Genomic DNA, 25,439 nt, shown 5'->3' with positions numbered 1-25,439 from the left:
AGGCCCTTAGGCCTTCTTCTTGGCAGCAGGAGCGGCAGCGCCTTCGAGGACGCCCATGATGTCGCTTTCCTTCATGATCAGGAGGTCCTGACCGTCGATCTTCACTTCGGTGCCAGACCACTTGCCGAACAGCACGCGCTCGCCGACCTTGAGATCGATCGGGATCAGCTTGCCAGCCTCGTCGCGGCCACCGGCGCCGACGGACACGATCTCGCCCTGGGAGGGCTTCTCTTTGGCGCTGTCCGGGATGATGATGCCGCCAGCAGACTTCTCTTCGGCGTCGATGCGCTTGACCACGACGCGGTCGTGAAGCGGACGGAATTTCATGCAGTCCTCCTAAGTTTCTGTAATAACAGAGAATTTCGAAATTGGCAGTCACGGGCACAAAGTGCCAGCGCGGCTGTAGCGGAGATAGGCCGATCGTTCCCCGCGAGCAAGGTGCTGTAGCAAATTATTTGGCACTCAAATGTGACGGGTGCCAATTTGGTTAAGGGGTACCGACCGAACGGGGATCGGGCAGGATCGGCGGGCAATGTCAGGCAGCCGGCGAGCGACGTCAGGTCTTGCCGGATGTCGGCTGCGATCGGTTCGCTGGTGCCCCTGCCTGGACGGTCATCGCATGCCGCGCACCAGCGGGCGCCAGCACGGATCGCGCTGCAGCCGCCGCCATCGCGGGCCGTTTTGCGGGTGAACGGCGATCTACTTGAATTCCACGTCGATCGGGGTCGGCGATCCCTCTTTGGGACCATCGAACAGCACGAGGATACGCGCGCTTTGCGCATCGCCTTCGAGCGGTAGCAGCGCCTCGGGCTTCACCTTCTTGCCGAAGGATTTGATATCGGCCCGCGCGCCGGGCTGATTTTCTCCGTCCCAAGGATAGATCGCGTAGTCACCATCCTCGACTGCATCGCCCTCTGGATCATTCACCGGGCCCGCCAAGACGAGAAAGCCGTCGCCGTGGCGCACGATGTCACGGATACCGCGAACGTTGCCGCGCTTGTCCGTGCCGAGTTTTAACCCATGCAGTTCTGGCGCTGGCGGTGCGCCATCGAACACGGCAGCGAGTCCCACAGAAACGACGGAGGCTTTGTCTCCGATCACAGGCCCGCGCATTCCGACATACAGTTTTTTGTCTTTCACAGCGATGCCTTCAATGGTCAGGCCATTCTTGGCAAGCGGCTCGTCATAGGCTTTAGCGATATCGGGAAGGCGCTGGAGGATGCCAGTCAGCGTGGCCGGCGGCGAAATGAGCGGCTTGTCCGTCAGTTTGCCGGTGGTCATATCGACCTGTGAAGGCTTCAGGAAAACGCGGAAGATGAACCGGCTCGCGTCAGCCTTGGCGGTGTTTTTCTTTTCTTCCGAGGCATCGTGCGTCTCGTGGCGCGCCCGGCCATGGGAGCCGACCACATAGAAATTGTTGTTGTCGAAGGCGACGGCCTCGGCATCCAGTTCGAGCGGCTCGCCCTCATATTGTCCGTAGGTCAGGCGAATGAATTCGCCGGCGGTCAGGCTATCCTTGTGGAGCAGCACGATCTGTGCGCCCTGGGTCTCGTCATCGACGATCAGGCAAAGCCGTGGCAGGCTGACGCCTGGTGCACATGCAATGCCGCTCACATCCTTGGCTTTCTCGACGTCGTTGCCATCCACCTCGCCAAGCAGCTTGCCCTGGACTTTCCACGCTTTCGGGTCTTTGGCGGCTGCCGGGGCGAGGCCGGTCAGGATCGCGAGGGCAAGAATGGCCGTCCATTTCATCGGCGCGTGCATCGTCACACTCCCGTATCTAGACGGTTGATGCCGAGGCACCGTGATGGTCGTGGTCATGGTGCGAGATCAGGATCGCATCGACCGGCTCAAGCTCGTCGTAGAACTTTTGCACCTGCTTCACAAAATCCTTCCAGCCCTTGCCGCTGTTCGTGCGCAACAGATGCGGGCAATTTTTCCCTGACCAATCGTGATGCTGCAGGATGCCATCAGGCACGCTGATATTGAGGCGATAGGCCAGCCACGCAGCAAGCAGCGCTGCGCGACGATAGGCGGCGGCAGGATCCGGCATGTCGGAATGTTCGCAGATCTCGATGCCGATGCTCGAACGATTGCCGGCCGCAGTGCCGGAGTGCCAGGCGGTCTCGGTGGTTGGCAGGCTCTGATAGACGAATTTGTCATCGACGGTGAAGTGCCACGACACTTTGCGCTTCTGCGCATCGGGCCCTTTCATATATTTCGCATGGGCGGCCGCATTGGCGCCTTTGGAGTCGTTGTCGGTGTTGTGGATGGTGATCGAGGTCGGCACCAGCCTGCCGGCCGGGCGATTGCTGTTGCCGACCGGCACATAGTCCTGGATGATCTTGATATCGACCTGGGCTTCATCGAGTTTCATCGCGTTTTCCCTTCACTGAATTGGATCACGCCGCGTCTGCTACGGCAGAGGCCATATCGGCTCGGGTGCCGTCCCGGCACCAGACGTCGTGTGATGTGTAGCTCGCTGACATGACGTGCGGCAGGACACGCCGGTGTCGTTCCCAGGCAAGTCGCGACATCCGGAAAGCGGATGACATTGCCGATGGATCTGCGAATGGGTCCGCCTCTGCGTCCCGACGTCCGTTTCATGGGCGTGCCCGTGCGCAAAAAGACATTCAACTGCAGGAAATGAGGAGTGCAGCGTCTCCCATTCGCATCGCATGCGATGCGAGGATCATGACTACCGAATAGAAAAAATGCAAGTTTAAGTTGTCTATATTCGTCGATCGTCACGCGACATTGCAGCGAGCTGTTACGTCGCAGGATGATGGTATCTCTTGCGGGCTTTGCATTTCTGCGTTTCAGGGTTGCAGAGCGTGTTGCTACTCAACACATCCAACGAATTGCCGATGTGTCGAACTGCAGTTAGTTTCTCGCGCGCAACGCCGCTGTCCGGCGCATGCGGAAGCTGGGAAGTACGTGATGGCGAAGCAGAAGCGAGCGTCAAAGATCAGTGCGACGAAAGCGGCGAAGCGTGTCGCGCCCAAAACAGCAGCGCGAAAAGCAAGTGTGGCGACAGCGGCCAAGAAAATCGCCGCCGCGAAGAAGCCCACGACTGTTACTGCAAAGAAGGTCACCGCAGTCCCTGAGTCAGGTAAACGACGCAAGCAGCGCCCGGCCATCAGCCACTATCGCGAGGAGGATTTTGCGACCGGCTTGCGCGCTTACGCCAAGTATCGCGATCTCGGCGTGGCCGAAGCGAGCGGTGGTCTGGCCCAAGCGCATGTGATCCGCCTGATCGGACCGTGCGATCCCAAGGAAGTTTCAAAGCTGCATTATCACGACGCCGAGTTTCAACTCGTCTATGTGCTGAATGGCTGGGTGAAGACCTATATGGACGGCGTCGGCGAGCAGACCATGCGGCCGGGCTCGTGCTGGACCCAGCCGCCGCGCATCAAGCATCTGATCCGCGACTATTCCGACAATTGCGAACTGCTCGAAGTGATTTTGCCGGCGCAATTCAGGACGGTGGAAGTGAAGGGCTGATCCGCCGTGCGCTTCAACTCGTCCACCGATTGCGCAGCCTGCGCCTCGGCATCATGCAGCGAGAAGCGCGGCCCGTCATACAGGAACGAGCACTGGTGAATGACGACGTTCCCGTCAGCGACAGTCACGAACGCATAATCCGGCGCCTCATGCGTGCCGGGAATATGGCCGTCCGCCTCGAAATCGAACGCCACCTGATGCGTCAGCGCGCGCTGGATGTGAAAAGGGATGCCGCGCCATGCGCCGGCGATGGGGCGATGCAGGTGCCCCATGAACATGCAATCGGGCTTGCGCGTGCGCGCGATCACGTCCCATTCGGCTTCGCCATTGGCGAGCTTGATCGTATCCATGTAGCGCAAACCGCTGTCGAAGGGCGGATGATGCTGGAACAGGAGCAGCGGGCGATCGATCGGCGCTGACTTCAGGGCGTCTTCCAGAAATGCCAGCCTGTTGTCGCAGAGGATGCCGGCGTGATCCGGCGTGTCTTCGTTCAGCGTGTCCAGCGTGACGATGGTCGCGGCATCGGTGATGCGCAGGCTTTGCACGAAGCCGTGGTCGTCGCGGTCGGCATGCGGGAAGACGGCGCGAAATGCATCGCGCTTGTCGTGGTTGCCGAGCATCGTGATGACCGGCGCATTGAGCCGGCCGAGTTGTGTCGCGAGGCTTTCATAGGCGCCTTGCTCGCCCCAATGGGCGAGGTCGCCGGTGACGATGACAAAAGCGATGTCGCGATGCGTGGCGTTGATCTTGTCGACCGCGATCGCCAGGCGCGCTGCGGGATCGAGCCCGTACAGCTTGCGGCCGGCGGGGACGAAATGGGTGTCGGTGAGAACAATGAATTTCATCGCTGCATCGTCTCCCGGTCCCACGCTTTGTAGTCGGGCGAGCCGCCGGAACGGATCTCGCCTTGATAGCCGAACTCGATCATGTGCACAGTGACATAATCCTCGCCGATAAAGGCGACGCCGTAGGATTCCGGCAGGTCGGAGCCGAGCAGCATTTTGGTTTCGGCGAAATCCACATAGCTCGCATGATTGGTGCCGCGGAGCGACGTGGTCGGCACGCCGGCGGTCGAACCGGCCATGGGGATATGGCAATGGCCAAAGAAGATATGGCGGATCTTGTCGCGGTGGCGGCCGACGATGCGGCGGAAGGCGACATCGTCGCGCAGGCCGATCTTGTCCATCGGGCCGAGATGGGTCGGGATCGGATTGTGATGCATGAACAGGAAGAACGGACCGTCGCCCTCGGAGAGCTGCTGCTCCAGCCATTGCTGGCGCGCGTCACAATAGAAGCCGGCATGGCTCTCCGGTCCCCATGTATCGAGGAATAGGCAGCGCCCGGCAGCGATGTCTTTCACGCCCTGCGCAAAGCCGCTGTCATTGCATTCCGGGAATACGCTCAGGAAGGTCGTGCGGTCATCGTGATTGCCGATGCACAGGCGGACCGGCAGCGGAAATTCCTGCAGACGTTCTTTCAGCCATTCGTAGTCGGTGCGATCTGCCCAATCAGAAAGATCGCCCGTGATCACCATCAACTCGGCATCGGCGTGGTCGCGCAGCACATGGGCCAGAGCGCGCGCGAAATTGGCGCGGGGATCGCGGCCGCCGATGGTCTGGCCGGGTGTGGTGAGGTGGATATCGCTCAGATGGATCAGTTTCATGACGCCGCTTTCGGAGAGGATAGCCGCGGAGCGTGTAGCTCCGCGGCTGATGTCGTGAGCGTTACTTCGCAGCGCCGACCGATTTCGGCAGCAGCTTCTGCACGTCCGTCGTCATGTCGGCGAGCACGGCGTCGGGCTCCTTGGTGCGGGCGCCAGAGATGATGCTGTTGAGATGGTCCTTCAGCACGTCGGTGATCTTCAGGCCGTTGTCGCCGGGGAAGGCGTACCACTTGGTGAGCAGCGGCAGCTGCTTCACGGCGGTGTAGTTGTTCGGGTTCTTGACGTAGAAATCCTTGAGATAGGTGTCGTTGGCGACCTTGTTCGGAGGCATGTAGCCGGTGGTCTCGGCCATGATTGCCGCGCCCTTCGGGCCGGTCCAGAATTTCACGACTTCCCAGGACGCGTCGCGCTTGGCTTTGTCCTTCGCGGTGATCATCACCACATTGCCGCCGGCGGGCAGGCGGCCATTCGGCGCGATCACGTCGGGGAACGTGTGTGTCTTCAGCACGAACTTGTCGCCGATCATCTGGGTGATCTTGTTGAGATCCGACGTCGAGGTGATGTGGATGCCGGTCTTGCCGGCGGCGAAGGCGGCGCGGCTGGCGGGCTGGTCGAAATTCGGCATGCCGCCATCGGTGACCACGCGCGCGATGGTGCGGATCGCAGCCTGGCCTTCGGGGCCGTTGAAGGCGACCCTGGTTTCGTCCGCATTCAGCATGGTGCCGCCACGGGCGAACACCGGTGCCTGCCACAGCCAGTTGCCGGTGATGTCCCAGGCATAGGTCATGCCATTGGCGCCCGGCGTGGTGGCGCGGATCTTCTTGGCAAGATCGAACAGGCCATCCCAGGTGGTCGGTAGATTGTCGATATCGGCGCCGGCCTTCTTGGCGAGATCGGTGTTGATATAGACCACCGGCAACGAGATCGCGAAGGGCAGGGCATAGACCTTGCCGCTCGTGGTGCCGATGTCATACATCGCCTGGTGGAAGCCCTGCTTGTCGAAGTCCTTTTCCGCGGCGATGTAGTCGTCGAGCGGCGCAGGGATGTTCTTGTCGACCAGCACGCGGATGCGGTTCAGGCCCTGGAAGGTGACGTCGGGCACCTGGTTGGTGACGGCCTCGCGCAGCACGCGCTGGGTGGCGTCCTCGTAAGACTCGTAAGGCGCGCGCATGGTCACCTTGATGTCCGGGCGCACCTTGGCGAATTCCTCGGCGATCTGCTTGTGCGTTTCCGTGAACAATTCGGGGAAGGGATATTGCATCACGACTTCGGTCTTGGTCTGCGCCTGTGCGCCGGCGACGCCGGTCAGCAGTGCGAGCGCCGCGAGGGTCGATCTCATCAACATGGGAGGTCTCCAGTCGGGGTTGGCAGTGGGACTACTCGATGCGAACTACTTGATGCCCGTCAGCGTGATGCCTTCGATGAAGCGGCGCTGGGCAAGCAGGAACGCGACGACGAGCGGCGCGATGATCACGATGGCGGCCGCCATCAGCGGGCCGTAATTGGTGCCGGCTTCCTCATTGCGGAACGCGGCGACGCCGAGCGGCGGCGTGCGCAGATGCTCGCTGGTGAGGACGATCAGCGGCCAGAAATAGTCGTTCCAGTGCGCCACCACCGAGAAGATGCCGAAGGCGGTGAGCGCCGGAATGGCGGTCGGCAGCATCACGCGCCAGACGATGCCGAATTCGCTGATGCCGTCCATCCGCGCGGCGTCGATGAGGTCGTCGGGCACGGTCTTGAAGAACTGCCGCATCAGGAAGATGCCGAAGGCGGAGATCGTGAAAGGCACCACCAGGGCGGCATAGGTGTCGAGAATGCCGAGATGATGCAGCAGCAGGAATACCGGGATGGCGGTCGCCTGCGGCGGGATCAGGATGCAGAACAGCACCAGCGCGAACAGCACATCACGGCCGACAAAGCGCAGCTTTGCCAGCGCATAGGCGGCTGGCAGGGCGACCATGACCTGCAGCACGAAGATCGCCGCGGTGACGATCACGCCATTGATCAGGAAGCGGACGAGATCGGCCTTGCCGAACGCGGTCTTCAGATTGTCCCACAGCGCGAAAGTGTGCGGGATCAGATGCACATCGGTGGTGAAGATCTCGGTCTGCGGCTTTGACGCCGTCGAGATCATCCAGATGAAAGGCAGCAGCATCACGACGGCGCCAAGCAACAGCAGCGTGTGGCGAATGACGGGCCAGGCGAGCGCGCGGTTCAGTGTCATGTGTAATGCACCCGGCGGCCGGCGAGCTGTGCCTTGATGAGGGTGAGCAGCAGTACGAAGGCGAGGAATACGATGGTGAGCGCCGCGCCATAGCCGGAGCGGAAGAACTCGAATCCCTCGACATACATGCGGTGGATCAGCACTTCGGTGGATTTCGACGGCCCACCTTTGGTCAGCACATGCACGGTGTCGAACACCTGGAAGCCGCGGATGCTGGTGATGATGATCACGAATAGCGTGGTCGGCCCGAGCATCGGCCAGGTGACGAGGCGGAACTTGTCCCACCCGCTCCGTGCACCGTCGATCTCGGCGGCATCGTAGAGATGGCGCGGGATCGACATCAGGCCGGCGAGGAACAGCACCATGTTGAAGCCGAGCGCCTGCCAGATGCCGATGGCGCAAAGCGCATAAAGCGCGGTGCGGCGATCCTGCAGCCAGCTATAGTCCTCGATGCCAACGCTCGCGAGCAGGGCATTGATGAGGCCGAACTGCGGATGCAGCATGAAATCCCACACGATCGACATGGCGATCAGCGTGGCCATGACGGGCAGGAAATAGATGGTGCGATACCAGCTACGCAGGCTGCTGCCGCTTTCGATCAGCAACGCAATGCCAAGACCGAGGCCGACGGCGAGCGGCACGACGATGGCGACATAGACGATGGTGTTGGTGAGGGCGATCCAGAACACGCGATCGTCGAGCATCTCCTGGTAATTGGCGAGGCCGATCCAGGCGAGCGAGGGCGCGCCGAGCTGGTAATCCGTGAAGGACAGCGCGATCACGGCACAGAGCGGGCCGATCAGCATCAGCAGCATCAGTACGATGGCCGGCGCGGACATCGCCAGCGCCGCGCCGCCGCGGCCGATGCGCGGCGCTTTTGCAGAAGTGGTGGTGCGTGTGTCGGGAATGGTGGCGGAGGATGCGGTGAGGTCAACCAAGGGCCACCTCCAGTATCTGCTCGCGGCGTGCCTGCTTCGTATCGATGCGGCGGCCCTGGGCATCGAAAGCGCGAACGGCATCTGGCGCGAAAGAGAAGGCGATCCGGCTGCCGATGGCTGGCAGCGCACGGTCGTGATCGATCCGCGCAACGACCGGCCAGGGAATGCCGTCATGCCGGATATGGATGAAGGCTTCGGCACCGAGATTCTCGATATGAACGACATCGCCGGCAAAGCTGCCGTCGCCTAGCCGGATGCGCTCTGGCCGCACGCCGATCGCACAGCGGCCGGCAGGCGCCGGCGTGGCGAGGCCGAGCATCTGGCCGAGCGCCGCAAGCGCGCCATCGCTGCCGACGGTGCCGGGCAGCACATTGATCTTCGGGCTGCCGACGAATTCGGCGACGCGCAGGTCGCGCGGATTTTCATAGACGTCGGCGGGCGCGCCGATCTGCACGATACGGCCTTCGATCATGACCGCAATCCGGCTCGACATGGTCATCGCTTCGGCCTGATCATGCGTCACATAGATGAAGGTGCTCTGCATCTGCCGATGCAGCTGCGCGATCTCGGCGCGCATATGCACGCGCAGTTTGGCGTCGAGATTGGAGAGCGGCTCATCGAACAGGAAGCCGACGGGATCGCGCACGATGGAGCGGCCGACCGCTACGCGTTGGCGCTGGCCGCCGGACAGTTGCCCCGGCTTGCGCTTCAGCAATGGCGTGATTTCGAGCTGTTCGGCGACGCGTTCGACATCGTCGCGAATGCTGCGCTCGATGCGATGGCGCTCGGGAAACAGCTTGCCCAGCAACGGAAATCGCTGAAGTGCCGTCAGCCGGCGCATGCGCAGCGGCACGGCGATATTGTCGTAGACGGAGAGGTGCGGATACAGCGCGTAGGATTGAAACACCATTGCGAGATTGCGCGCGCTCGGCCGGATGCCATCGACGATGGCGCCGTCGATGCGGACATTGCCGGAGTCCTGCGTCTCGAGGCCTGCGATGATCCGCAGCAGCGTGGACTTGCCGCAACCCGACGGGCCGATCAGTGCGATGAACTCGCCATCGTCGATGGCGAGGTCGATCCCCTTGAGAATCTCGTTGCCTTCGAATGTCTTGCGAATGCCGCTGAGCTCGATCTTCGCCATCGTGCAGCTCCATCACCATTGCGTGCGTCGATGGCGGCACCGATAGGCGAGAGATTTGACAGCGAGATTACAGTTTGATGGAGGATGCAAAAAACCCGCAGAAACCGGCGATTCTTGCAGCGGAAAGTTGTCGCATGAAACGCACAACTCGGATGCGGTGGGATTTTTGCGGGCTCAACTTCCGGCAGGCATCTGCCGCTTAATGGAGCACGCCGACAATGGCGCCCATGAGACAGGTCGTCAGCGTTCCCGATAAAATCGACTTCAGGCCGAGCGCATTGATCTCGTCGCGACGCTCGGGCGCCATGGTGCCAAGGCCGCCGATCATGATGCCGAGACTGGCAAAATTGGCGAAGCCGCAGAGTGCGTAGAGCATGATGAGCCGCGAACGTTGATCGAGTGCGTCGGGGCCAAGTTTTGCGAGCTGCACATAGGCGATCAGCTCGTTGAGGATCGTCTTGACGCCCATCAGCGATCCCGCGGTGAGCGCCTGATCCCAGGGCAGGCCCATCAGCCAGCAGATCGGCGCCATCGCATAGCCGACAATGCGCTGGCCGGTGAGCGGCATGCCGCTCACCGTCGGCAACAGCATCAGGATCGCGTTCATCAGATACATCAGCGCCACGAAGACCAGCAACAACGCAACGATATTGACGAGCAACTCGATGCCGGCCGTCGTGCCCGTGACGATGGCGTCCATCGTGCTGTTGGCAGGCGAGTCCGGATTGGCGAGCAAGCCACCGGTGCGGCGATCTTCCGTCTCGGGCACCATGATCAGGCTGACGAGGATGGCGGCGGGCGCTGCCAGCACCGACGCGATGACGAAATGCGCGGAGGCATCCGGCAGCAGCGGCGCCATGAAGGTGGCATAAAGCACCAGCACCGTGCCCGCGATCCCCGCCATGCCGCCGGTCATGACAAGAAACAACTCGCTGCGCGTAAGCTGCGAGATATAGGGCCGGATGAACAGCGGCGCTTCCACCATGCCGAGAAAGATGTTCGCAGCGGTGGAGAGCCCGACCGCGCCGCCGATGCCCAGCGTACGCTCCAGCACCCACGCCATCCCGCGCACGATCGGCGGCAGGATGCGCCAGTAGAACAGCAGCGTGGTCAGCACGCTGATGACCAGCACCACGGGCAGCGCTTGCAGTGCGAGCACGAAATCAGCGCCGGGCGCCTTGAGGTCGAACGGCAGTGCCCCGCCGCCGAGATAGCCAAACACAAACGATGTGCCGGCACGCGAAGCAGCAGCGATGGTGGAGACCGCATCATTGATTGCGCCGAAGGCACGCGTGACGAGCGGGAGCTTCAGAAGGACGATAGCCGTTGCAATCGTGACAGCGAGCCCGATCGCAGCCTTGCGCAACGACACCTTGTTGCGATTTTCACCGAACAGCCAGGCGAGGCCTAGCAATGCGATGACGCCGAACGCCGACTGAAGCTGAAGCATTAATCCCCCAAAACCACGGCAATGATGCCGCGGCAGGTGAGATCATGCAATGTCGGTGCCGGATAGGTTGAGAGCGATCAGGCGGCTTCGGTGTCCCGGATTGGCTCGGCAACCAGTTTAACGCCAAGAGCAGCGAGCACTTTTCGGATCGTTTCGAATTCTGGTTTCGATTGCCCGTTGAGGGATTTGTAAAGGCTCTCGCGAGACACGCCGGCTTCTTCAGCAACGCGAGCCATTCCCTTGGAGCGGGCAGCGGTGCCTATCGCATGTGAGATAAAGGCAGGGTCATTGCTCTCAAATGCCTCGGTGAGATAGGCCGCAATGATGCCCGCATCGTTGAGATGGTCAGCAACGTCGAACTTTTTGAAATGCGCCATAATGGTCCTCACCATTTTGCAGCGATTTGAATGGCACGCCGGATATCTTTGGCTTGTGTCGATTTATCGCCGCCGCACAAGAGCAAGATAATCACCGCGTCTTTGCGCGTGTAATAGAGGCGATAACCCGGACCATAGTCGATCCTCATTTCGAGGATTCCGCTGCCCACCGATTTGACGTCTCCCGGATTACCGTTCTCAAGTTGGTATATGCGGTCGAACACTTTGGCCGCTGCCCGCTGGTCTTTCAATGTGCCGATCCATTGATCGAATTCGACACTCGATTGAACCTCAAACATATCCAGTATCCTTTGGGATACAAGTGAATTTGCTCAGGCTGGCAGCGGCCCTAGGGCTCTTTTTTACCCCCGTCCCACGAACGGCATCTTCGTCGCCATCACCGTCATCGTCAGCACATTCGCATCCAGCGGCAGGCCGGCCATATAGGCCACGGCATCACCCACGGCCTTGGAGTCCATGCGCGGCTCCTGCTTCGAGGTGCCGTCGGGCTGCAGCACGCCGGGGCCGTTGACCATGCGGTCGGTCATGGGGGTGGCGGCATTGCCGATATCGACCTGGCCGACGGCGATGTCATAGGCGCGGCCGTCGAGATTGCTGGCCTTGGTCAGGCCGGTGATGGCGTGCTTGGTCGATGTATAGGCCGCCGAGAACGGCCGTGGCGCATGCGCGGAGATCGAGCCGTTATTGATGATGCGGCCGCCGCGCGGGGTCTGGTCCTTCATGATGCGGAAGGCGTGCTGGGTGCACAGGAACGGCGCGGTGAGATTGGTGTCGACCACGGCCTTCCATTGCTCAAGCCCGAGATCCTCAAACGGGATCGCCGGCGCGCCCATGCCGGCATTGTTGAACAGCACGTCGAGCCGGCCGAATTCCTGCACGGTCTTGGCGAACAGCGCCGCGATGGAGGCGGGGTCCTGCATGTCGGCGGTGACGGGCAGGCTCTTGCCACCTTTTTCTGCGCCGAGCTTCTGCGTCTCCTGCAGCAGCTCCAGGCGGCGGCCGGCGAGCACGACGGTGAAGCCCGTATTCATCAGCGCGAGCGAGGCGGCGCGGCCGACGCCGGTGCCGGCTCCGGTGACGATGGCGATCTTGGCGGTCATTGGTTTCTTCCCTGATTTAGACGCGAGTTTCTAGGAGAGGTCTTTGGTCATGAAGCGTGCCTGATCGCCATAGCTCGCGAGCTTGGCGGTGAGTGCGGGATCATCACTGACGGTAAAGCCCTGCCGCTGCCAAAAATGAACCGAATTGTTGACGGCAACAAGGGTCATGTTCGGCAGGTGCAATGCACGCGCACGATCGGCGAGAACGCCGACAATCGCCTTTCCGGCGCCGCTGCCGCGGGTCGCGGGCAGCAAGGCGAGATCGTGGATGTAATAGGTCGAGGGCGATGCCACGGGCTCCAGCACCGCATCGAGCGGCGGGGGCGCGCGGTCCTGCCAGGGATGGCTGAGTACATAGCCTTTGAGGCCATCATCGCCGTCCAGCACCTCGCAGCCAGAGGCGTGCAGCGCGAGGCGATTGGCGAAGACGGCGCTGCTTTCAGGGAAGGCGGGATGGATGATATCGGCGAGCGCTTTGACAGCGCGGAGATCGCCGCCGGTCATCGGGCGCCAGGTGCAGGATGGGTTGAGCGTAGCGATACCCATCACCACAATCTCCGGAACATGCGGTGATGGGTATCGCTCCGGCGCTACGCGCCTGCGCTCAACCCATCCTACGATCATGCATTTTTATAAGGCGGTCGCGGGATGTTCTGATGCGCCGCGCGCAGTGCCGCCGACCAGCGCGAGCGCAGGTCGTGGAAATAGGGCTCGCCGGCCTCGATGCGGTGATTGAGGTCGGCATCGCAGACATCCGTGCGCACCACCAGCACGTCGATGGGCAGGCCGACGCCGATATTCGAGCGCATGGTCGAATCCATCGAGATCAGGCCGGTCTTCAGCGCCTCATAGAGCTCGACATCGTAATGCATCGCGCGGTCGAGCACCGGCTTGCCGTATTTGTGCTCGCCGATCTGCAGGTAAGGCGTGTCCACCGTGCATTCGATGAAATTGCCGGCCGGATAGATCATGAACAGCCGCATCTTCTCGCCGGCGATCTGGCCGCCGAACAGGAAGGAGACATTGAAATCGATGTCTTCGGCTTCCAGCGCCTTGCCTTCGGTGGTGGAGACGTGCCGGATCGCGCGACCGATCCGCTTGGCCGCCTGGAACATGGTGGGCGCGCTCAACAGCGTCTCGATCTCGCCGGTCTCGGGATTCTCCAGCCCCTCATTGAGGGTCGAGATCACCGACTGGCTGATGGCGAGATTGCCGGCCGAGGCGATCGCCATGATGCGGTCGCCGGGCTGGTTGAAGATGTGCAGCTTGCGGAAGGTGGAGACATTGTCGAGCCCGGCATTGGTGCGCGTGTCCGCGATCATCACCAGACCGTCTTTCACCAGAATTCCGCAGCAGTAAGTCATCGCCAGCCTCTTAACCTGCGAAGGGTCTTACGCGTCGAGCGCGGCACGGGCAACCGTGCTTGCCCGTTATTCAGGCGCTCAACTCTGGAACTGGGACTGCGATTGGCCGCGCTCCGGCACTTTATCCACGCGCACCGCCACGGTCAGCGTCTCCGCGCCGCCACCATAGCGGGTGCCGCGCACCGGCGCAGCCCCGAGATAATCCAGGCCGATGGCAATCCGGGCATGGGCATCGGTGATGCAGATGGCATTGGCCGGGTCGAAGCCGACCCAGCCGAGCCCGGGCACATGGGCCTCCGCCCAGGCATGGCCGGCTTCCTGCTGATTCTTGCCGTCGGCCCGCCAGAAATGGCCGGAGACGAAACGGGCCGGAATGCCGCCGATCCGCGCGCAGGCAATGAAAATATGCGCGTAATCCTGGCAGACGCCGCGCTTGCCCGCGAATGCCTCGCTGGCGGTGGTGCCGCTGCTGGTCGGGTCGGTGTCGAAGGTCATGTGGGTGTTGATGCCGAGCATCAGCGCATGCAGATAGCCGAGCGGGTCGCTCGATGCCGAGGGCGTCAGCTCGCGCGCAAAACTTTCCATCGCTGGCGTCAGGTCGGTGAGATTGGTGGGCCGCAGGAACATGCTGGGCGGAAAGCGCTCGTCGGTGCCGCGCAGCACGCCGCCGGTATCCTGGGTCTCGATCAGCCCCTCGACACTGACGGTCAGGTCCGACAGCGGGCCATGGGTCAGCACGTGGGTGACATTGCCGAACGCATCCTCGTGTTTGTCGAGGCGCGAATCGGTGGAGACGTCGATCTGCCAGTCGGCCACATACTGGCTGTCATGGCTGCCGGGCGTCATCCGCAGAATCTGGATGACGCCGGACGCCGCCGGCTCATAGCGATAGGTGGTCGAATGGGCGATGCGGAGGCGCATGTGTCAGATCAAATACTGTTTGCCGATGATTTCGCCGAGCCGGCTATTGTCGCTCAGGAATTCCTGGATGAACTCATGCAGGCCGCGCTGGAAGATATCGTCCATATTGCTGTGTTCAAGCCTGTTGCGCACACCCCTCGCATGTCTTTGCGCCGCGCCCTGGCGGCCATAGGCGACGCCGATCTGGTCGAGATTGCGCACGAGGTTACCGTAACAGCTCGCGAGCGACCGCGGCAGCGTGTCGTTGAGGATCAAAAGATCCGCGATCAGCCACGGTTTCAGCGTCTCGCGATACACCCAGTGATAGGCCGTCAACGCCGACACCGAGCGCAGGATCGAGGTCCACTGGTAGTAATCGAGGGGGCCGCCGACATGTTCGTCTTCCGGCAGCAGCAGATGATATTTGACGTCGAGAATACGCGCGGTGTTGTCGGCGCGTTCCAGATGCAGGCCGAGCCGCGAGAACCAGTAGGCGTCGTTGCGCAGCATGGTCCGGTAGGCCGAACCGTCGAAGCGCAGCGAGGTCTCCTGCACGAAGCGCAGGAAGCGCGCGAGCTGTTCGCGTGATTTCGCGCCGTTGCTCCACACCGACTGTAATTCGAGCCAGGCGCCGTTGATGGTGTCCCACATCTCGCCGGTGAGCGCGGTGCGCACCGAGCGCGCATTCAGGCGCGCGGCCTCGATGCAGTTGCGGATCGATGACGGATTGTCCGGCGCGAAGGCGATATATTGAACGACGCTTTCTTCATCGGCGACCGTATGGGAATTGTAGAAGCCGGCGCCGATGCCGGCAGTCAGCAGTGCGGAGTCCCATTCATTGGTCTGGCCGATATAGGCGCTCGGCAATGCGGTGACACGCAGCGTTGCCTCGATGGTGCGCGCGAGATATTCCGCGCGTTCGATATAGCGGGCCAGCCAGTAAAGATTTTCAGCGGTGCGCGACAGCATGGGCGATAATGGTCTTTCTCAAATACTCTCAGTCGTCATTGCGAGGAGCGAAGCGACGAAGCAATCCAGTTCTTGGCTTTCTGGATTGCTTCGCTGCGCTCGCAATGACGGCGTTTACTCATCCAAAATCCACGTATCTTTCGTGCCGCCGCCCTGGCTCGAATTCACCACCAGCGACCCCTCCTGCAGCGCCACGCGCGTGAGACCGCCGGGCACGATTCTGCTTTCCTTGGCGCCCGTCAGCACGAATGGTCGCAGATCCACATGACGCGGTGCCAGGCCACTGGCGGTGCAGGTCGGGCAGGTCGAGAGCGCCAGCGTCGGCTGTGCGATAAAGCCTTCCGGATCGCGCTTCAGCTTGTCGCGAAAGGCCTCGATGGTTGCCTTCGTCGCCGCCGGGCCGATCAGCATGCCGTAACCGCCGGAGCCGTGCACTTCCTTGACGACGAGATCGCCGAGATTGTCGAGGACATAAGCGAGATCGCCGGCCTCGCGGCAGCGCCAGGTCGGGACGTTCTTCAGGATCGGCTCTTCGCCGAGATAGAATTTCACGATGTCCGGCATGTAGCTGTACATCGCCTTGTCGTCGGCGATGCCGGTGCCCACCGCATTGGCCAGCGTGATATTGCCGGCCATGTAGGCCGACATCAGGCCGGGCACGCCAAGCGCAGAATCCGGACGGAAGGTGAGGGGATCGATGAAGTCGTCGTCGAGCCGACGATACAGCACATCGACGCGCTTCAGCCCCTCGGTGGTGCGCATGAAGACTTCGTCGTTCTTGACGATGAGATCGCGGCCCTCGACCAGTTCGACACCGAGCTTGTCGGCCAAAAACGAATGTTCATAGAAAGCGGAATTATAGACGCCGGGCGTCAGCAGCGCGACGGTCGGTTCGGTGGAGGCCGAGCGCGGCGCCACCGAGCGCAGGCATGACAACAGCTCGTCGGGATATTTCTCGACCGGTGCCACGCGATGGCGCGCGAACAGGTCGGGAAACAGCCGCATCATGATCTCGCGGTTTTCCAGCATATAGGAGACGCCCGAGGGTGTGCGGGCATTGTCCTCGAGCACATAGAATTCGTCGGGATCGGTGCGGACGATGTCGATGCCGGCAATATGCACATAGACGTCGTGCGGCACGTCCTGGCCGTTCATCTCGGGCCGGAATGCCGGGTTCTGAAACACGAGATCGTCAGGCACCACGCCGGCGCGCAGAATGTCGCGGCCGTGATAGAGATCTCTCAGGAACATGTTGATGGCGCGGGTGCGCTGCTTCAGGCCGGTTTCCAGCCGTGTCCATTCCTTGCCGGAAATGATGCGGGGGATGACGTCGAAGGGGATCAGCCGTTCGGTGGACTCAGCCTCGCCATAAACGGCGAAGGTGATGCCGATGCGGCGAAACAGCAGCTCTGCCTCTTCGCGGCGATGGTCGAGTGCATCTGGCGGCGTTTCGGCGAGCCAGCGGGAGAGTTCCTCATAGGCTGGGCGAAGTGCGCCATCATGCCCATTCATTTCGTCGAACGCGACTGCCATATACCCCTGACTGTGTTCGAGACCGTTTCTAAGACTGCACGACTAACCGGGATGGTAGCAAGGGGCGGGCCAGCACAATATGCATTCTGGACGGGCAATTTGGTGGGGATGCCTAAAAGCTGCCCGAAAAAACGGCTGGACGCTGCACGTTTGGGCGGCATAACCGGATGACATCGGCTCCGTGCCTGCGCATGGTGTCCGATCAGGCGAGGAAGTGAGACATGACCGAGATCGTGACGGCGTCCATTCTGGTGATTGGCGACGAAATTCTGTCGGGCCGGACCAAGGACAAGAATATCGGCTATATCGCCGAATACCTCACCAATATCGGCATCGACCTCAAGGAAGTCCGCGTGGTCTCCGATGACGAGGCGGATATCGTGGCCGCGCTCGACGCGCTGCGCAAACGCTACGACTACGTTTTTACCACGGGCGGCATCGGGCCGACCCATGACGACATCACCGCAGATGCGGTCGCCAAGGCGTTTGGCGTCAGCATCGACCATCATCCGGAAGTGGTGGCGCGTTTCCAGGAGCGCTTCGGCGCTGACCTGAATGAAGCGCGCTTGCGTATGGCCCGTATCCCCGATGGCGCCGACCTGATCCAGAGCGCGACGATCCTCGCGCCGGGCTTCAAGATCGAGAATGTCATCGTGATGGCCGGCGTGCCCTCGATCATGCAGGCGATGATGGACATCGTGGCGCCGAAGCTGAAATCCGGCGTGCGCATGTTGTCGGACACCGTGAAGGCCAATGCCCGCGAGGGCGATGTCGGCGGCCCCTTGCGCGAAATCGCCGCGGCGCATCCCGACACAATCATCGGCAGCTATCCGTTCATGGACGAGGCGGGCAAGCCGAACACCAATCTCGTGGTGCGCTCGCGCGACCAGGCCAAGCTCGATGCCGCCATGGCGGCCGTGCAGGAGATGCTGGCGGGGCTTGCCGCCGCGAAGTGATTTTTTAGGAGTGTTGTTATGGCAGACCATCCGGAGCTGAGCGCGCAGGAGCGCGCCGGCAAGGCGTTTCCGGTGTCGTGGGATCAGTTTCATCGCGACTGCCGCGCACTGACCTGGCGGCTCAACAGCGCCGGTCCGTTCGATGCGATCGTCGCGATCACCCGTGGCGGTCTGGTGCCGGCCGCGATCGTGGCGCGTGAACTCGGCGTGCGCGTGATCGATACGGTGTGCATCGCGAGCTACGCGCATAACAAGCAGGGCGAGCTGCAGGTGCTGAAAGGCGTCTCCGATGCCACGGTGAAGCTTGGCCACGGCACCGGCAAGGGATTGCTGATCGTCGATGATCTCGTCGACACCGGCAAGACCGCCCGCATGGTCCGCGAGATGCTGCCCGACGCGCATTTTGCCACGGTCTATGCGAAGCCGATGGGGCGCCCGCTGGTGGATACGTTCATCACCGAAGTCTCGCAGGATACGTGGATCTTCTTCCCGTGGGATCTCGGCCTGAGCTTCCAGCCGCCAATGCGGGACGGGGCAGCGTAGCTCTTACTGTCATCGCCCGCGAAAGCGGGCGATCCAGTAAACGGAGGTCGGAGTGTACTGGATCGCCCGGTCAAGCCGGGCGATGACAGGGAGAGTGAGCGAGACGCGCGACATGCCCCTCCAAAACCGCGTCACTCCCTTCGGCGACATTGTCGCCACCCCCGAGCGCGGCCTGTTCACCGGCAATCGCGGCATCATCCATGATCCCGGCACCAAGACCCTGCTGAACCGCCGCTGGTCCAATCCGGCCTGGATCACCTGCGTCTGCGACTTTCGCGGCCGTCGCCGCAATGTGATGGCGACGCGAAGCTGGACCGAACTGTTCTTCCTGGACGAAGCCACATCCTTCGCTGCCGGCCATCGTCCGTGTTTCTACTGCCGACGTGATGACGCCAATCGGTTTCGTGCGGCTTGGGAGGAGGGCAATGAGGTGAACGGCGTGAAGGCGACGGAGATCGATCGCGTGCTGCATGCCGAGCGGCTGGATGGGCGCGTGAAACGATTGCATGCGCTGGATGGACCTCTCGACTCATTGCCGGATGGCGCGATGGTGGAGGCAGGTGGCGAGAGCTATCTGATTGCGCAAGGACGTGTGTGGCGATGGTCGTTCGCAGGCTACACTGCGATTGATGATGCCATTCGCGATGCCCAACTGTTGACACCGCCATCGACGCTGCGCGCCTTTCGCGCAGGCTATCGCCCGGTCCTCCATCCAACGTCGTCTCCCCACACTCTCCCCTCATCCTGAGGAGCCGCGCAGCGGCGTCTCGAAGGATGGCCGCGGGCTCAGAGCCTGGCTATCTCATGGTTCGAGACGGCGCGCGCCGCGCGCCTCCTCACCATGAGGGACTGAGTGTTTTGCACCCGGTCAAGCCCGGCCATGACGTGGAGGGAGTGGAGCCTTACGCCAGCTTTTCCCTCGCCAGTTTCGCGCCCGCACCCAGTGCCCGCAGTTTCGCCTCGGAAATATCCCGCTGCATCGGCGCCATGCCGCAATTGGTGGTCGGCACGATACGCTCCTTCGGCACATGCTTCATCACGGCCTCGATGGTAGCGACAACGTCCTCCGGCGTCTCGACGTCATCGCTGGCGACATCGATGACGCCGGCCTGCACCACCTTGTTCTTCAGCAGTCCCAGCAGTTCCAGCGGCACCCGCGAATTGCGGCATTCGATGGCGACCTGCTGGATCGGCGAGGCATCGATGGCCGGGAAAATCTCTTCATATTGCCGCCACTCGCCGCCCAGCGTTTCCTTCCAGTCGGTATTCGCCTTGATGCCGTAACCGTAGCAGATGTGCACGGCGGTGGCGCAAGTCAGCCCCTGCGCCGCGCGCTCCAGCGCCTTCACGCCCCAGTCGGCCGCGTCCTTCATGAACACGTTGAAGGCGGGCTCGTCGAACTGGATCATGTCCACGCCGTCAGCCTGCAGTGCCAGCGCTTCCTGATTGAGGAGTTCGGCGAAGGCAAACGCCATCTCGACGCGGTCGCTGTAATGGCTGTTCGACAGCGTATCGATGATGGTCATCGGGCCGGGCAGGGTGAACTTGAATTTGCGGGTCGTATGCGCGCGCGTTGCCTGCGCTTCGAAATCATGCACGCGACCGCTGAGCTTCAGCGGTGCGATCACCTGCGGCACCATCGCCTTGTAGCGGTCGTTGCGGATGCCCATCTCGACCTTGTTCTTGAAGTCGATGCCCTCGACCTTCTCAAGAAAGCCGTGGACGAAGTGCTGCCGCGCCAGTTCGCCGTCGGTGACGATGTCGATACCGGCATCTTCCTGCACCTTCACCGCCAGCAGCGTGGCGTCGCGCTTGGCGCGCTGCAGTTCGGCGCCCTGGGCGCGCCAGGTCGGCCACAGCTTGTTCGGCTCGGCGAGCCATTCGGGCTTCGGCAGCGAGCCGGCGATGGTGGTTGGAAACAGCATTGTTCGCTCCCCGGAATTGTTCGTTATGGCGGCCTATCTGCCATGTTCCGCGTCCCGCGTATATGGGATTGCGCATCCTTGGGCGAGGACTAGGATCGCGCAAAACACTGCGAGGAAACCGATGATCGACCTGCATTATGCGCCGACGCCGAATGGCTGGAAGATCACCATCATGCTGGAGGAATGCGGCCTGCCTTACACGGTGGTGCCGATGCAACTCGGCCGCGGCGATCAGCACCAGCCTGATTTTCTCAAACTCTCGCCCAATGGCCGGATGCCCGCCATCGTCGATCATGCGCCGGCCGATGGCGGCGCTGACATCACCATGTTCGAGAGCGGCGCGATCCTGATCTATCTCGCCGAAAAGTCCGGCCGCTTCATGCCGGCGGACCAGCGTGGCCGTTTCAAGGTGACGCAATGGGTAATGTGGCAGATGGGCGGGCTCGGCCCGATGCTCGGCCAGAACGGGCATTTCCTGCTCTACGCGCCCGAGAAAATTCCCTATGCCATCGATCGTTACACTCGCGAGGCGAAGCGGCTCTATGGCGTGCTCGATGCGCATCTCGGCGAGGGGCGCGACTATATCGCCGGCGATTATTCCATCGCCGACATGGTCTGCTTCCCCTGGATCATGACCCACAAGGCGCAAGGCCTGACGCTGGATGAGTTTCCCAACGTGAAGCGCTGGTACGCGCTCATTCGCGCCCGGCCGCAGGTGCAGGCCGGGCTTGCGGTGGGCAAGGCCGAGCGCAAGCCGATGGACGAGCAGGCGCGGAAGATCATGTTCGGTGTCGATGCGCCCGCGCATGCGCAACAGCAGCAGTAAAACGCTCTTGTCGTCACCCGGCTTGACCGGGTGACCCAGTAATCACCCCTGCTTCGGAATGTACTGGATCACCCCGCTTTCGCGGGTAATGACAAAGCAGAGGGCGGATATTTCAAGCACCAACAAGAATATGAGGAAACACCCATGATCGAATTCTTCTTCGACTGTTCCAGCCCCTGGACCTATCTCGCCTTCCACAACATCCAGCCGCTGGCCAGGGAAGTTAACGTCGACATCGCCTGGCGCCCCATCCTTGTCGGCGGCATCTTCAACACCATCAATCCGTCCGTCTATGCCTCGCGCGAGACGCCGGTGCCGGCGAAGGCGCGCTACATGAAGAAGGATCTCGCCGACTGGGCGCGCTCCTCTGGCCTCGCCATCAAGATGCCGCCCACGGTGTTTCCCGTGAACAGCGTCAAGGCCATGCGCGGCTGCATCTGGTTGCAGTACGAGCAGCCGGAGACGATGGTGCCGTTCGCGCGCACGGTGTTCGAAATCTATTGGGGCGAGGACAAGGACATCTCCAAAGACGAGGTGCTGACCGAAGTCTGCCAACGCGTCGGCCTCGATCCTGCGGCCTTCTTTGCCGGCATCAGCGAGCAGGTCATCAAGGACGAGTTGAAACTCAACACCGATGAAGTCATGGCCCGCGGTGGCTTCGGCTCGCCCACCATCTATCTCGACAAGACCGACATGTATTTCGGCAACGACCGCATGCCATTGATCCGCGAGGCGCTGCAGCGCCGGAGTGCTGCGTGATGCCGAAAGCAATCGTCTGCCGCGAACTCGGGCCACCGGAAACACTGCGCCTTGAGGAGTTCGTCTCACAGCCGTTGAAGCCGGGGCAGGTCCGTGTTCGCATCCGCGCGGCGGGGATCAATTTCCCGGATATCCTGATGGCTGCGGGCGAATATCAGCTCAAGCCCGATCTGCCATTTACGCCGGGCATGGAAGCCGCCGGTGACATCAGCGAGATCGCCGACAACGTGACGGGCTCCAAGGTTGGCGATCGCGTCATCGTCAAGCTGCGCTTCGGCGGCTATGCCGAGGAAGTCGTCGTCACGCCCTCGCAGCTCACGCATCTGCCTTCCACCTTCGATTACGCCGAGGGCGCCACCTTCCTTGCCGCTCACGGCACCGCGCATCATGCGCTGGTGGATCGCGGGCAGCTCAAGCCCGGCGAGGTGTTGCTGGTGCATGGCGCCGGTGGCGGCGTCGGCCTGGCCGCTGTCGAGATCGGCAAGCTGCTCGGCGCCACGGTGATCGCTGCGGCATCTTCACAGGAGAAGCTCGACGTCGCCAAGGCGCGCGGCGCCGATCACGCCATCCTTTATGGTGCCGAGCCGTTCAGGGATGCCGTGAAGCGCATCACCGATGGCAAAGGTGCCGATGTCGTGTTTGATCCCGTCGGTGGCGAAATCTTCGAGCAGAGCCTGCGCTGCATCAATTGGAGCGCGCGCCTTCTGGTGATCGGATTCACCGGCGGCATCGGCGTGGCGAAAACCAATCTCGTGCTGATCAAGGGCGCCAGCGTACTCGGCGTTCGCGCGGGAGAAGCCGCGCGGCGCGATCCGACAATCGGCGAGGCGCGCTTGAAAACGCTGTTCGCATGGGCGGAGGCCGGCAAGATCCGCCCCAATGTCTCGCATCGGCTGCCGCTTGCGGACGTGGCGCAAGCAATGCGGTTGCTGACAGAGCGCAAGGCGATCGGACGCGTGGCCCTGATGATCGACTAGACGCCTAGTCGATCGGCCGTCCTTCCCGGGGCAGGCAGCTGCGCACGATCTGTCCGCAGGCGGCATCGCGATGGCTCGCGATGTCCGTTGCGCCGGCATAATGCACCTCGGTGATCCTGCCGCCGGCAAAGCGCATCTGCACGCGGCAATAGCCGACAGGTGTCGCGCCCCCGACGCTGAGTCCGAGCGGCAGTGTCACCGCCACGGGCGCCACGCCGGCCGGCGACGAGGTGTTGCGCTCATACATCCAGATCTCGGTGCGGCCGTCCTTCACGGTGCCGCTGGGCAATCCCGCGCACATGCGGATGGTGGACTGGTCGAGACCGATCAGCGAGGTGCGGCCCTGCGTGGCCCATTTCGCTTCGCGGTCGGCGCAGCCGGCCAGCGGCACTGTGAGAAGTAGCAATGTCAGCAGACGCATCGTGTCCCCATAGCGCGTTGCGTGAGCGGGGATCATAGAGGCGATCGGCGCTGCGGTGCAGCAAACTCACTGCAGACGCGTATGCGGTGAGCGTATGGAACTGCTAGCGGGCCGTGAAGCGTCCGTCCTTCAGGAATGCGATTGTCTGGGCAATCGCCGCCTTGTTGCGCATCATGAACGCATGCGAGGCAGGGATCACCATGTGATCCGCCATTCCGTCGAGTTTCGTCCGCGCCACCGTCACGCGCCCATCGTTCGCGCCGGGCAGCATGAAGCGCGACGTGATCGGATCGAGCGAGCGATTGCCGGCGATGATGCCAACCGGATAATCCACCGCGGGCAGCAGGGCGTCTGTCGCGGCATCACGCGAAGTCAACAGTTGCTGTCCTGCCGGGCCGAAATACAGCCGATACAGCAGCCAGTCCTTGAGTTTGTCAGCAATCTCGCTGCCGCCATTCGGCGTGCCCAGCATCACCACGCGGCCGAGCCGTTGCGGGCGATAGCGCGCGATATAGGCGCGCGCCAGCAAACCGCCCATGGAGTGGCAGACGAAATGCGTGGCGCCGTCATTGGCGTCGGCAAAGGGTGCAATCGCCGGGTGGATGTCATCCACCAGCGCCGACAGCGCCTTCTCGCGGCTGGGATAGCCGATGTTGCGCGTGGCGAAGCCGGCTTTGTCCACCGCCTGCTGTAGCTTGATGAGAGAGCGAAACGAGCGGCTGATGCCGTGCAGGAAAACGACGCCCTCGGATGGACGATCGGAGGAGGGCGAAGTCATTCAGAGGCCTAATGTGTTGCCGTAGGGCGGATAAGGCGAAGCCGCCATCCGCCGCGGAGTTTCAGCTTTTGACTCCGCCGGCGGATGACGCTGCGCTGATCCGCCCTACTTATAGCCGCGCTCGTCCCACCAGGGGAAGTAATCGGGCATGTCGGTGCTGACCTTGTTCTTGAACTCAGCCGGGCGTTTTTCAAGAAAGGCAACGACGCCTTCCTTCACGTCCTCCGAACGCCCGCGCGCATAGATGCCGCGGCTGTCGATCTTGTGGGCTTCCATCGGATCGTCGGTGGCGGAGAGGCGCCACATCATCTGCCGGATCAGCGCGATCGATACCGGCGCCGTTTTCTCCATGAACGTCTTGGCCAGCGCCCGCGCGGTGGGGATCAGATCGTCATGCGGCACCACCTTGCTGACCAGGCGGCCGGCGAGGGCTTCCTGCGCCGGGAACACGCGGCCGGAATAGCACCATTCCAGCGCCTGCGAGATGCCGACAATGCGTGGCAGGAACCAGCTCGAAGCCGCTTCCGGCACGATGCCGCGCTGGGAGAACACGAAACCGAAACGCGCATTTTCCGAGGCGATGCGGATATCCATCGCCAGCTGCATCGTGGCGCCGATGCCCACCGCCGGGCCATTGATGGCGCCGATCACGGGCTTGAGACACTTGAACATGCGCAAGGTCACTTGGCCGCCGCCGTCGCGCACCATCTCGTCGCTGTAGTCCACCTTGCCATCGGCATGGCGCTTCACCGGCCCGCGGCGGGCATCGCGATCGAAGGTGTCGGCACCCGAGGAGAGATCGGCACCTGCGCAAAAGCCGCGGCCTGCGCCGGTGATGATGATGGCGCGCACATTGTCGTCGGCATCCGCCTTGTCGAAGGCGTCGATCATCTCCGCCTGCATGGTGGCGTTATAGGCGTTGAGCTTTTCGGGGCGGTTCAGCGTGATGGTGAGGATCTGCTCCTCGACGCTGTAGAGGATGGTCTCATAGGCCATGTCGGTTTCTCCCGGTTGTTTTTGGTTCTTGATTTTGTCGTCATTCCGGGGCGCGCCGCAGGCGCGAACCC

The 25,439-nt window shown here is 62.2% G+C and carries 29 protein-coding genes; 7 read left to right on the top strand and 22 right to left on the bottom strand.

The window, feature by feature from the left end; translation table 11 throughout:
• Positions 1-6 precede the first annotated feature (6 nt).
• From ACIQ2A_RS00760 to ACIQ2A_RS00750, 3 genes are all read right to left on the bottom strand, one after another.
• A complete protein-coding gene (locus tag ACIQ2A_RS00760) occupies positions 7-327 on the bottom strand; it encodes a co-chaperone GroES (protein ID WP_398474697.1) in 321 nt (106 codons plus the stop codon).
• Between the two features lie 372 nt (positions 328-699).
• Positions 700-1,764 (bottom strand): DUF3616 domain-containing protein, encoded by a 1,065-nt coding sequence (locus tag ACIQ2A_RS00755; protein WP_398474695.1) that lies wholly within the window; start codon positions 1,762-1,764, stop codon positions 700-702.
• 16 nt (positions 1,765-1,780) lie between these two features.
• Positions 1,781-2,377: an N-acetylmuramoyl-L-alanine amidase family protein gene (locus tag ACIQ2A_RS00750; protein WP_398474693.1), complete on the bottom strand. Its 597-nt coding sequence runs from the start codon at positions 2,375-2,377 to the stop codon at positions 1,781-1,783.
• Positions 2,378-2,940: 563 nt separating this feature from the next.
• On the opposite strand from ACIQ2A_RS00750, the gene ACIQ2A_RS00745 reads away from it, so the two are divergent.
• Positions 2,941-3,504, top strand: a complete 564-nt coding sequence (locus ACIQ2A_RS00745; RefSeq protein ID WP_398474691.1) for a cupin domain-containing protein — start codon at positions 2,941-2,943, stop codon at positions 3,502-3,504.
• Here ACIQ2A_RS00745 and ACIQ2A_RS00740 read toward each other — a convergent pair.
• From ACIQ2A_RS00740 to ACIQ2A_RS00670, 15 genes are all read right to left on the bottom strand, one after another.
• Complete coding sequence (locus tag ACIQ2A_RS00740) at positions 3,432-4,349, bottom strand: phosphodiesterase (RefSeq protein WP_398474689.1); 918 nt, start codon at positions 4,347-4,349, stop codon at positions 3,432-3,434. The genes ACIQ2A_RS00745 and ACIQ2A_RS00740 overlap by 73 nt on opposite strands.
• Positions 4,346-5,167, bottom strand: coding sequence for a phosphodiesterase (locus tag ACIQ2A_RS00735; protein WP_398474687.1), 822 nt, complete (start codon positions 5,165-5,167; stop codon positions 4,346-4,348). Before ACIQ2A_RS00735 ends, ACIQ2A_RS00740 begins: the two co-directional genes overlap by 4 nt.
• 61 nt (positions 5,168-5,228) lie before the next feature.
• Positions 5,229-6,512, bottom strand: coding sequence for an ABC transporter substrate-binding protein (locus tag ACIQ2A_RS00730; RefSeq protein ID WP_398474685.1), 1,284 nt, complete (start codon positions 6,510-6,512; stop codon positions 5,229-5,231).
• Positions 6,513-6,557: 45 nt separating this feature from the next.
• Entirely contained in the window at positions 6,558-7,391 is an 834-nt protein-coding gene (locus tag ACIQ2A_RS00725) for a carbohydrate ABC transporter permease (protein ID WP_398474683.1), read from the bottom strand.
• A complete protein-coding gene (locus ACIQ2A_RS00720; protein WP_398474681.1) occupies positions 7,388-8,329 on the bottom strand; it encodes a carbohydrate ABC transporter permease in 942 nt (313 codons plus the stop codon). The genes ACIQ2A_RS00725 and ACIQ2A_RS00720 overlap by 4 nt, the downstream gene beginning before the upstream one ends.
• Complete coding sequence (locus ACIQ2A_RS00715; RefSeq protein ID WP_398474679.1) at positions 8,322-9,473, bottom strand: ABC transporter ATP-binding protein; 1,152 nt, start codon at positions 9,471-9,473, stop codon at positions 8,322-8,324. Before ACIQ2A_RS00715 ends, ACIQ2A_RS00720 begins: the two co-directional genes overlap by 8 nt.
• Positions 9,474-9,672: 199 nt before the next feature.
• Positions 9,673-10,923, bottom strand: coding sequence for a NupC/NupG family nucleoside CNT transporter (locus tag ACIQ2A_RS00710; RefSeq protein ID WP_398474676.1), 1,251 nt, complete (start codon positions 10,921-10,923; stop codon positions 9,673-9,675).
• Positions 10,924-11,000: 77 nt separating this feature from the next.
• Positions 11,001-11,300: an addiction module antidote protein gene (locus tag ACIQ2A_RS00705; protein ID WP_398474674.1), complete on the bottom strand. Its 300-nt coding sequence runs from the start codon at positions 11,298-11,300 to the stop codon at positions 11,001-11,003.
• A gap of 8 nt (positions 11,301-11,308) precedes the next feature.
• Positions 11,309-11,599 (bottom strand): type II toxin-antitoxin system RelE/ParE family toxin, encoded by a 291-nt coding sequence (locus tag ACIQ2A_RS00700; protein WP_398474672.1) that lies wholly within the window; start codon positions 11,597-11,599, stop codon positions 11,309-11,311.
• 63 nt (positions 11,600-11,662) lie between these two features.
• Positions 11,663-12,421 carry an SDR family oxidoreductase gene (locus ACIQ2A_RS00695; protein ID WP_398474670.1) on the bottom strand — a complete coding sequence of 253 codons (759 nt, stop codon included), beginning with the start codon at positions 12,419-12,421 and terminating at the stop codon, positions 11,663-11,665.
• Positions 12,422-12,451: 30 nt separating this feature from the next.
• Positions 12,452-12,967, bottom strand: coding sequence for a GNAT family N-acetyltransferase (locus ACIQ2A_RS00690; protein WP_398474773.1), 516 nt, complete (start codon positions 12,965-12,967; stop codon positions 12,452-12,454).
• 74 nt (positions 12,968-13,041) lie between these two features.
• Entirely contained in the window at positions 13,042-13,785 is a 744-nt protein-coding gene (locus tag ACIQ2A_RS00685) for a peptidase (RefSeq protein ID WP_398474668.1), read from the bottom strand.
• A 78-nt stretch (positions 13,786-13,863) separates the two neighbouring features.
• Complete coding sequence (locus ACIQ2A_RS00680; RefSeq protein WP_398474666.1) at positions 13,864-14,706, bottom strand: transglutaminase domain-containing protein; 843 nt, start codon at positions 14,704-14,706, stop codon at positions 13,864-13,866.
• Between the two features lie 3 nt (positions 14,707-14,709).
• On the bottom strand, positions 14,710-15,654 hold the full coding sequence (locus ACIQ2A_RS00675; protein WP_398474664.1) for an alpha-E domain-containing protein: 945 nt from the start codon (positions 15,652-15,654) through the stop codon (positions 14,710-14,712).
• A 114-nt stretch (positions 15,655-15,768) separates the two neighbouring features.
• Positions 15,769-17,187, bottom strand: coding sequence for a circularly permuted type 2 ATP-grasp protein (locus ACIQ2A_RS00670; protein WP_398474662.1), 1,419 nt, complete (start codon positions 17,185-17,187; stop codon positions 15,769-15,771).
• Positions 17,188-17,408: 221 nt separating this feature from the next.
• Between ACIQ2A_RS00670 and ACIQ2A_RS00665 the strand changes: the two genes are divergently transcribed.
• The 3 genes from ACIQ2A_RS00665 to ACIQ2A_RS00655 all read left to right on the top strand — a co-directional run bounded on the left by ACIQ2A_RS00665 (position 17,409) and on the right by ACIQ2A_RS00655 (position 19,434).
• Positions 17,409-18,143, top strand: a complete 735-nt coding sequence (locus ACIQ2A_RS00665; RefSeq protein WP_398474660.1) for a competence/damage-inducible protein A — start codon at positions 17,409-17,411, stop codon at positions 18,141-18,143.
• 18 nt (positions 18,144-18,161) lie between these two features.
• Positions 18,162-18,686 carry a xanthine phosphoribosyltransferase gene (gpt, locus tag ACIQ2A_RS00660; protein ID WP_398474658.1) on the top strand — a complete coding sequence of 175 codons (525 nt, stop codon included), beginning with the start codon at positions 18,162-18,164 and terminating at the stop codon, positions 18,684-18,686.
• Between the two features lie 112 nt (positions 18,687-18,798).
• Positions 18,799-19,434: a hypothetical protein gene (locus ACIQ2A_RS00655; protein WP_398474656.1), complete on the top strand. Its 636-nt coding sequence runs from the start codon at positions 18,799-18,801 to the stop codon at positions 19,432-19,434.
• 154 nt (positions 19,435-19,588) lie between these two features.
• On the opposite strand, the gene ACIQ2A_RS00650 is transcribed toward ACIQ2A_RS00655, so the two are convergent.
• A complete protein-coding gene (locus tag ACIQ2A_RS00650) occupies positions 19,589-20,611 on the bottom strand; it encodes a methionine synthase (RefSeq protein WP_398474653.1) in 1,023 nt (340 codons plus the stop codon).
• A 121-nt stretch (positions 20,612-20,732) separates the two neighbouring features.
• On the opposite strand from ACIQ2A_RS00650, the gene ACIQ2A_RS00645 reads away from it, so the two are divergent.
• The 3 genes from ACIQ2A_RS00645 to ACIQ2A_RS00635 all read left to right on the top strand — a co-directional run bounded on the left by ACIQ2A_RS00645 (position 20,733) and on the right by ACIQ2A_RS00635 (position 23,173).
• The gene (locus tag ACIQ2A_RS00645) at positions 20,733-21,437 is read left to right on the top strand and encodes a glutathione S-transferase N-terminal domain-containing protein (RefSeq protein ID WP_398474651.1); all 705 of its coding nucleotides are present in this window, start codon (positions 20,733-20,735) and stop codon (positions 21,435-21,437) included.
• A gap of 144 nt (positions 21,438-21,581) precedes the next feature.
• Complete coding sequence (locus tag ACIQ2A_RS00640; RefSeq protein ID WP_398474649.1) at positions 21,582-22,196, top strand: 2-hydroxychromene-2-carboxylate isomerase; 615 nt, start codon at positions 21,582-21,584, stop codon at positions 22,194-22,196.
• Entirely contained in the window at positions 22,196-23,173 is a 978-nt protein-coding gene (locus tag ACIQ2A_RS00635; protein WP_398474647.1) for an NADPH:quinone oxidoreductase family protein, read from the top strand. The genes ACIQ2A_RS00640 and ACIQ2A_RS00635 overlap by 1 nt, the downstream gene beginning before the upstream one ends.
• Positions 23,174-23,177: 4 nt before the next feature.
• Here ACIQ2A_RS00635 and ACIQ2A_RS00630 read toward each other — a convergent pair whose 3' ends face one another.
• The 3 genes from ACIQ2A_RS00630 to ACIQ2A_RS00620 all read right to left on the bottom strand — a co-directional run bounded on the left by ACIQ2A_RS00630 (position 23,178) and on the right by ACIQ2A_RS00620 (position 25,368).
• A complete protein-coding gene (locus ACIQ2A_RS00630; RefSeq protein WP_398474644.1) occupies positions 23,178-23,594 on the bottom strand; it encodes a hypothetical protein in 417 nt (138 codons plus the stop codon).
• Between the two features lie 103 nt (positions 23,595-23,697).
• Positions 23,698-24,372 (bottom strand): esterase/lipase family protein, encoded by a 675-nt coding sequence (locus ACIQ2A_RS00625; protein WP_398474642.1) that lies wholly within the window; start codon positions 24,370-24,372, stop codon positions 23,698-23,700.
• A 105-nt stretch (positions 24,373-24,477) separates the two neighbouring features.
• The gene (locus ACIQ2A_RS00620) at positions 24,478-25,368 is read right to left on the bottom strand and encodes a crotonase/enoyl-CoA hydratase family protein (protein ID WP_398474641.1); all 891 of its coding nucleotides are present in this window, start codon (positions 25,366-25,368) and stop codon (positions 24,478-24,480) included.
• Positions 25,369-25,439 lie beyond the last annotated feature (71 nt).

It is taken from the genome of Tardiphaga sp. (genome assembly GCF_044336785.1).
In the GTDB taxonomy this organism is placed as follows: Bacteria; Pseudomonadota; Alphaproteobacteria; order Rhizobiales; family Xanthobacteraceae; genus Tardiphaga.
Note: the sequence above shows the minus strand (reverse complement) of the source record. Positions and strands in the feature narration are given on the sequence as shown.

Excerpts from the sequence above, each read along its gene's own strand:
- ACIQ2A_RS00750 (WP_398474693.1), bottom strand. The coding sequence starts at position 2,377 with ATGAAACTCGATGAAGCCCAGGTCGATATCAAGATCATCCAGGACTAT.
- ACIQ2A_RS00700 (WP_398474672.1), bottom strand. The coding sequence starts at position 11,599 with ATGTTTGAGGTTCAATCGAGTGTCGAATTCGATCAATGGATCGGCACA.
- ACIQ2A_RS00635 (WP_398474647.1), top strand. The coding sequence starts at position 22,196 with ATGCCGAAAGCAATCGTCTGCCGCGAACTCGGGCCACCGGAAACACTG.
- ACIQ2A_RS00670 (WP_398474662.1), bottom strand. The coding sequence starts at position 17,187 with ATGGCAGTCGCGTTCGACGAAATGAATGGGCATGATGGCGCACTTCGC.
- ACIQ2A_RS00695 (WP_398474670.1), bottom strand. The coding sequence starts at position 12,421 with ATGACCGCCAAGATCGCCATCGTCACCGGAGCCGGCACCGGCGTCGGC.
- ACIQ2A_RS00710 (WP_398474676.1), bottom strand. The coding sequence starts at position 10,923 with ATGCTTCAGCTTCAGTCGGCGTTCGGCGTCATCGCATTGCTAGGCCTC.
- ACIQ2A_RS00745 (WP_398474691.1), top strand. The coding sequence starts at position 2,941 with ATGGCGAAGCAGAAGCGAGCGTCAAAGATCAGTGCGACGAAAGCGGCG.
- ACIQ2A_RS00630 (WP_398474644.1), bottom strand. The coding sequence starts at position 23,594 with ATGCGTCTGCTGACATTGCTACTTCTCACAGTGCCGCTGGCCGGCTGC.
- ACIQ2A_RS00680 (WP_398474666.1), bottom strand. The coding sequence starts at position 14,706 with ATGCGCCTCCGCATCGCCCATTCGACCACCTATCGCTATGAGCCGGCG.
- ACIQ2A_RS00730 (WP_398474685.1), bottom strand. The coding sequence starts at position 6,512 with ATGTTGATGAGATCGACCCTCGCGGCGCTCGCACTGCTGACCGGCGTC.
- gpt (WP_398474658.1), top strand. The coding sequence starts at position 18,162 with ATGGCAGACCATCCGGAGCTGAGCGCGCAGGAGCGCGCCGGCAAGGCG.
- ACIQ2A_RS00620 (WP_398474641.1), bottom strand. The coding sequence starts at position 25,368 with ATGGCCTATGAGACCATCCTCTACAGCGTCGAGGAGCAGATCCTCACC.
- ACIQ2A_RS00685 (WP_398474668.1), bottom strand. The coding sequence starts at position 13,785 with ATGACTTACTGCTGCGGAATTCTGGTGAAAGACGGTCTGGTGATGATC.
- ACIQ2A_RS00690 (WP_398474773.1), bottom strand. The coding sequence starts at position 12,967 with ATGGGTATCGCTACGCTCAACCCATCCTGCACCTGGCGCCCGATGACC.
- ACIQ2A_RS00665 (WP_398474660.1), top strand. The coding sequence starts at position 17,409 with ATGACCGAGATCGTGACGGCGTCCATTCTGGTGATTGGCGACGAAATT.
- ACIQ2A_RS00705 (WP_398474674.1), bottom strand. The coding sequence starts at position 11,300 with ATGGCGCATTTCAAAAAGTTCGACGTTGCTGACCATCTCAACGATGCG.
- ACIQ2A_RS00755 (WP_398474695.1), bottom strand. The coding sequence starts at position 1,764 with ATGCACGCGCCGATGAAATGGACGGCCATTCTTGCCCTCGCGATCCTG.
- ACIQ2A_RS00645 (WP_398474651.1), top strand. The coding sequence starts at position 20,733 with ATGATCGACCTGCATTATGCGCCGACGCCGAATGGCTGGAAGATCACC.
- ACIQ2A_RS00625 (WP_398474642.1), bottom strand. The coding sequence starts at position 24,372 with ATGACTTCGCCCTCCTCCGATCGTCCATCCGAGGGCGTCGTTTTCCTG.
- ACIQ2A_RS00740 (WP_398474689.1), bottom strand. The coding sequence starts at position 4,349 with ATGAAATTCATTGTTCTCACCGACACCCATTTCGTCCCCGCCGGCCGC.
- ACIQ2A_RS00735 (WP_398474687.1), bottom strand. The coding sequence starts at position 5,167 with ATGAAACTGATCCATCTGAGCGATATCCACCTCACCACACCCGGCCAG.
- ACIQ2A_RS00715 (WP_398474679.1), bottom strand. The coding sequence starts at position 9,473 with ATGGCGAAGATCGAGCTCAGCGGCATTCGCAAGACATTCGAAGGCAAC.
- ACIQ2A_RS00655 (WP_398474656.1), top strand. The coding sequence starts at position 18,799 with ATGCCCCTCCAAAACCGCGTCACTCCCTTCGGCGACATTGTCGCCACC.
- ACIQ2A_RS00760 (WP_398474697.1), bottom strand. The coding sequence starts at position 327 with ATGAAATTCCGTCCGCTTCACGACCGCGTCGTGGTCAAGCGCATCGAC.
- ACIQ2A_RS00725 (WP_398474683.1), bottom strand. The coding sequence starts at position 7,391 with ATGACACTGAACCGCGCGCTCGCCTGGCCCGTCATTCGCCACACGCTG.
- ACIQ2A_RS00640 (WP_398474649.1), top strand. The coding sequence starts at position 21,582 with ATGATCGAATTCTTCTTCGACTGTTCCAGCCCCTGGACCTATCTCGCC.
- ACIQ2A_RS00675 (WP_398474664.1), bottom strand. The coding sequence starts at position 15,654 with ATGCTGTCGCGCACCGCTGAAAATCTTTACTGGCTGGCCCGCTATATC.
- ACIQ2A_RS00650 (WP_398474653.1), bottom strand. The coding sequence starts at position 20,611 with ATGCTGTTTCCAACCACCATCGCCGGCTCGCTGCCGAAGCCCGAATGG.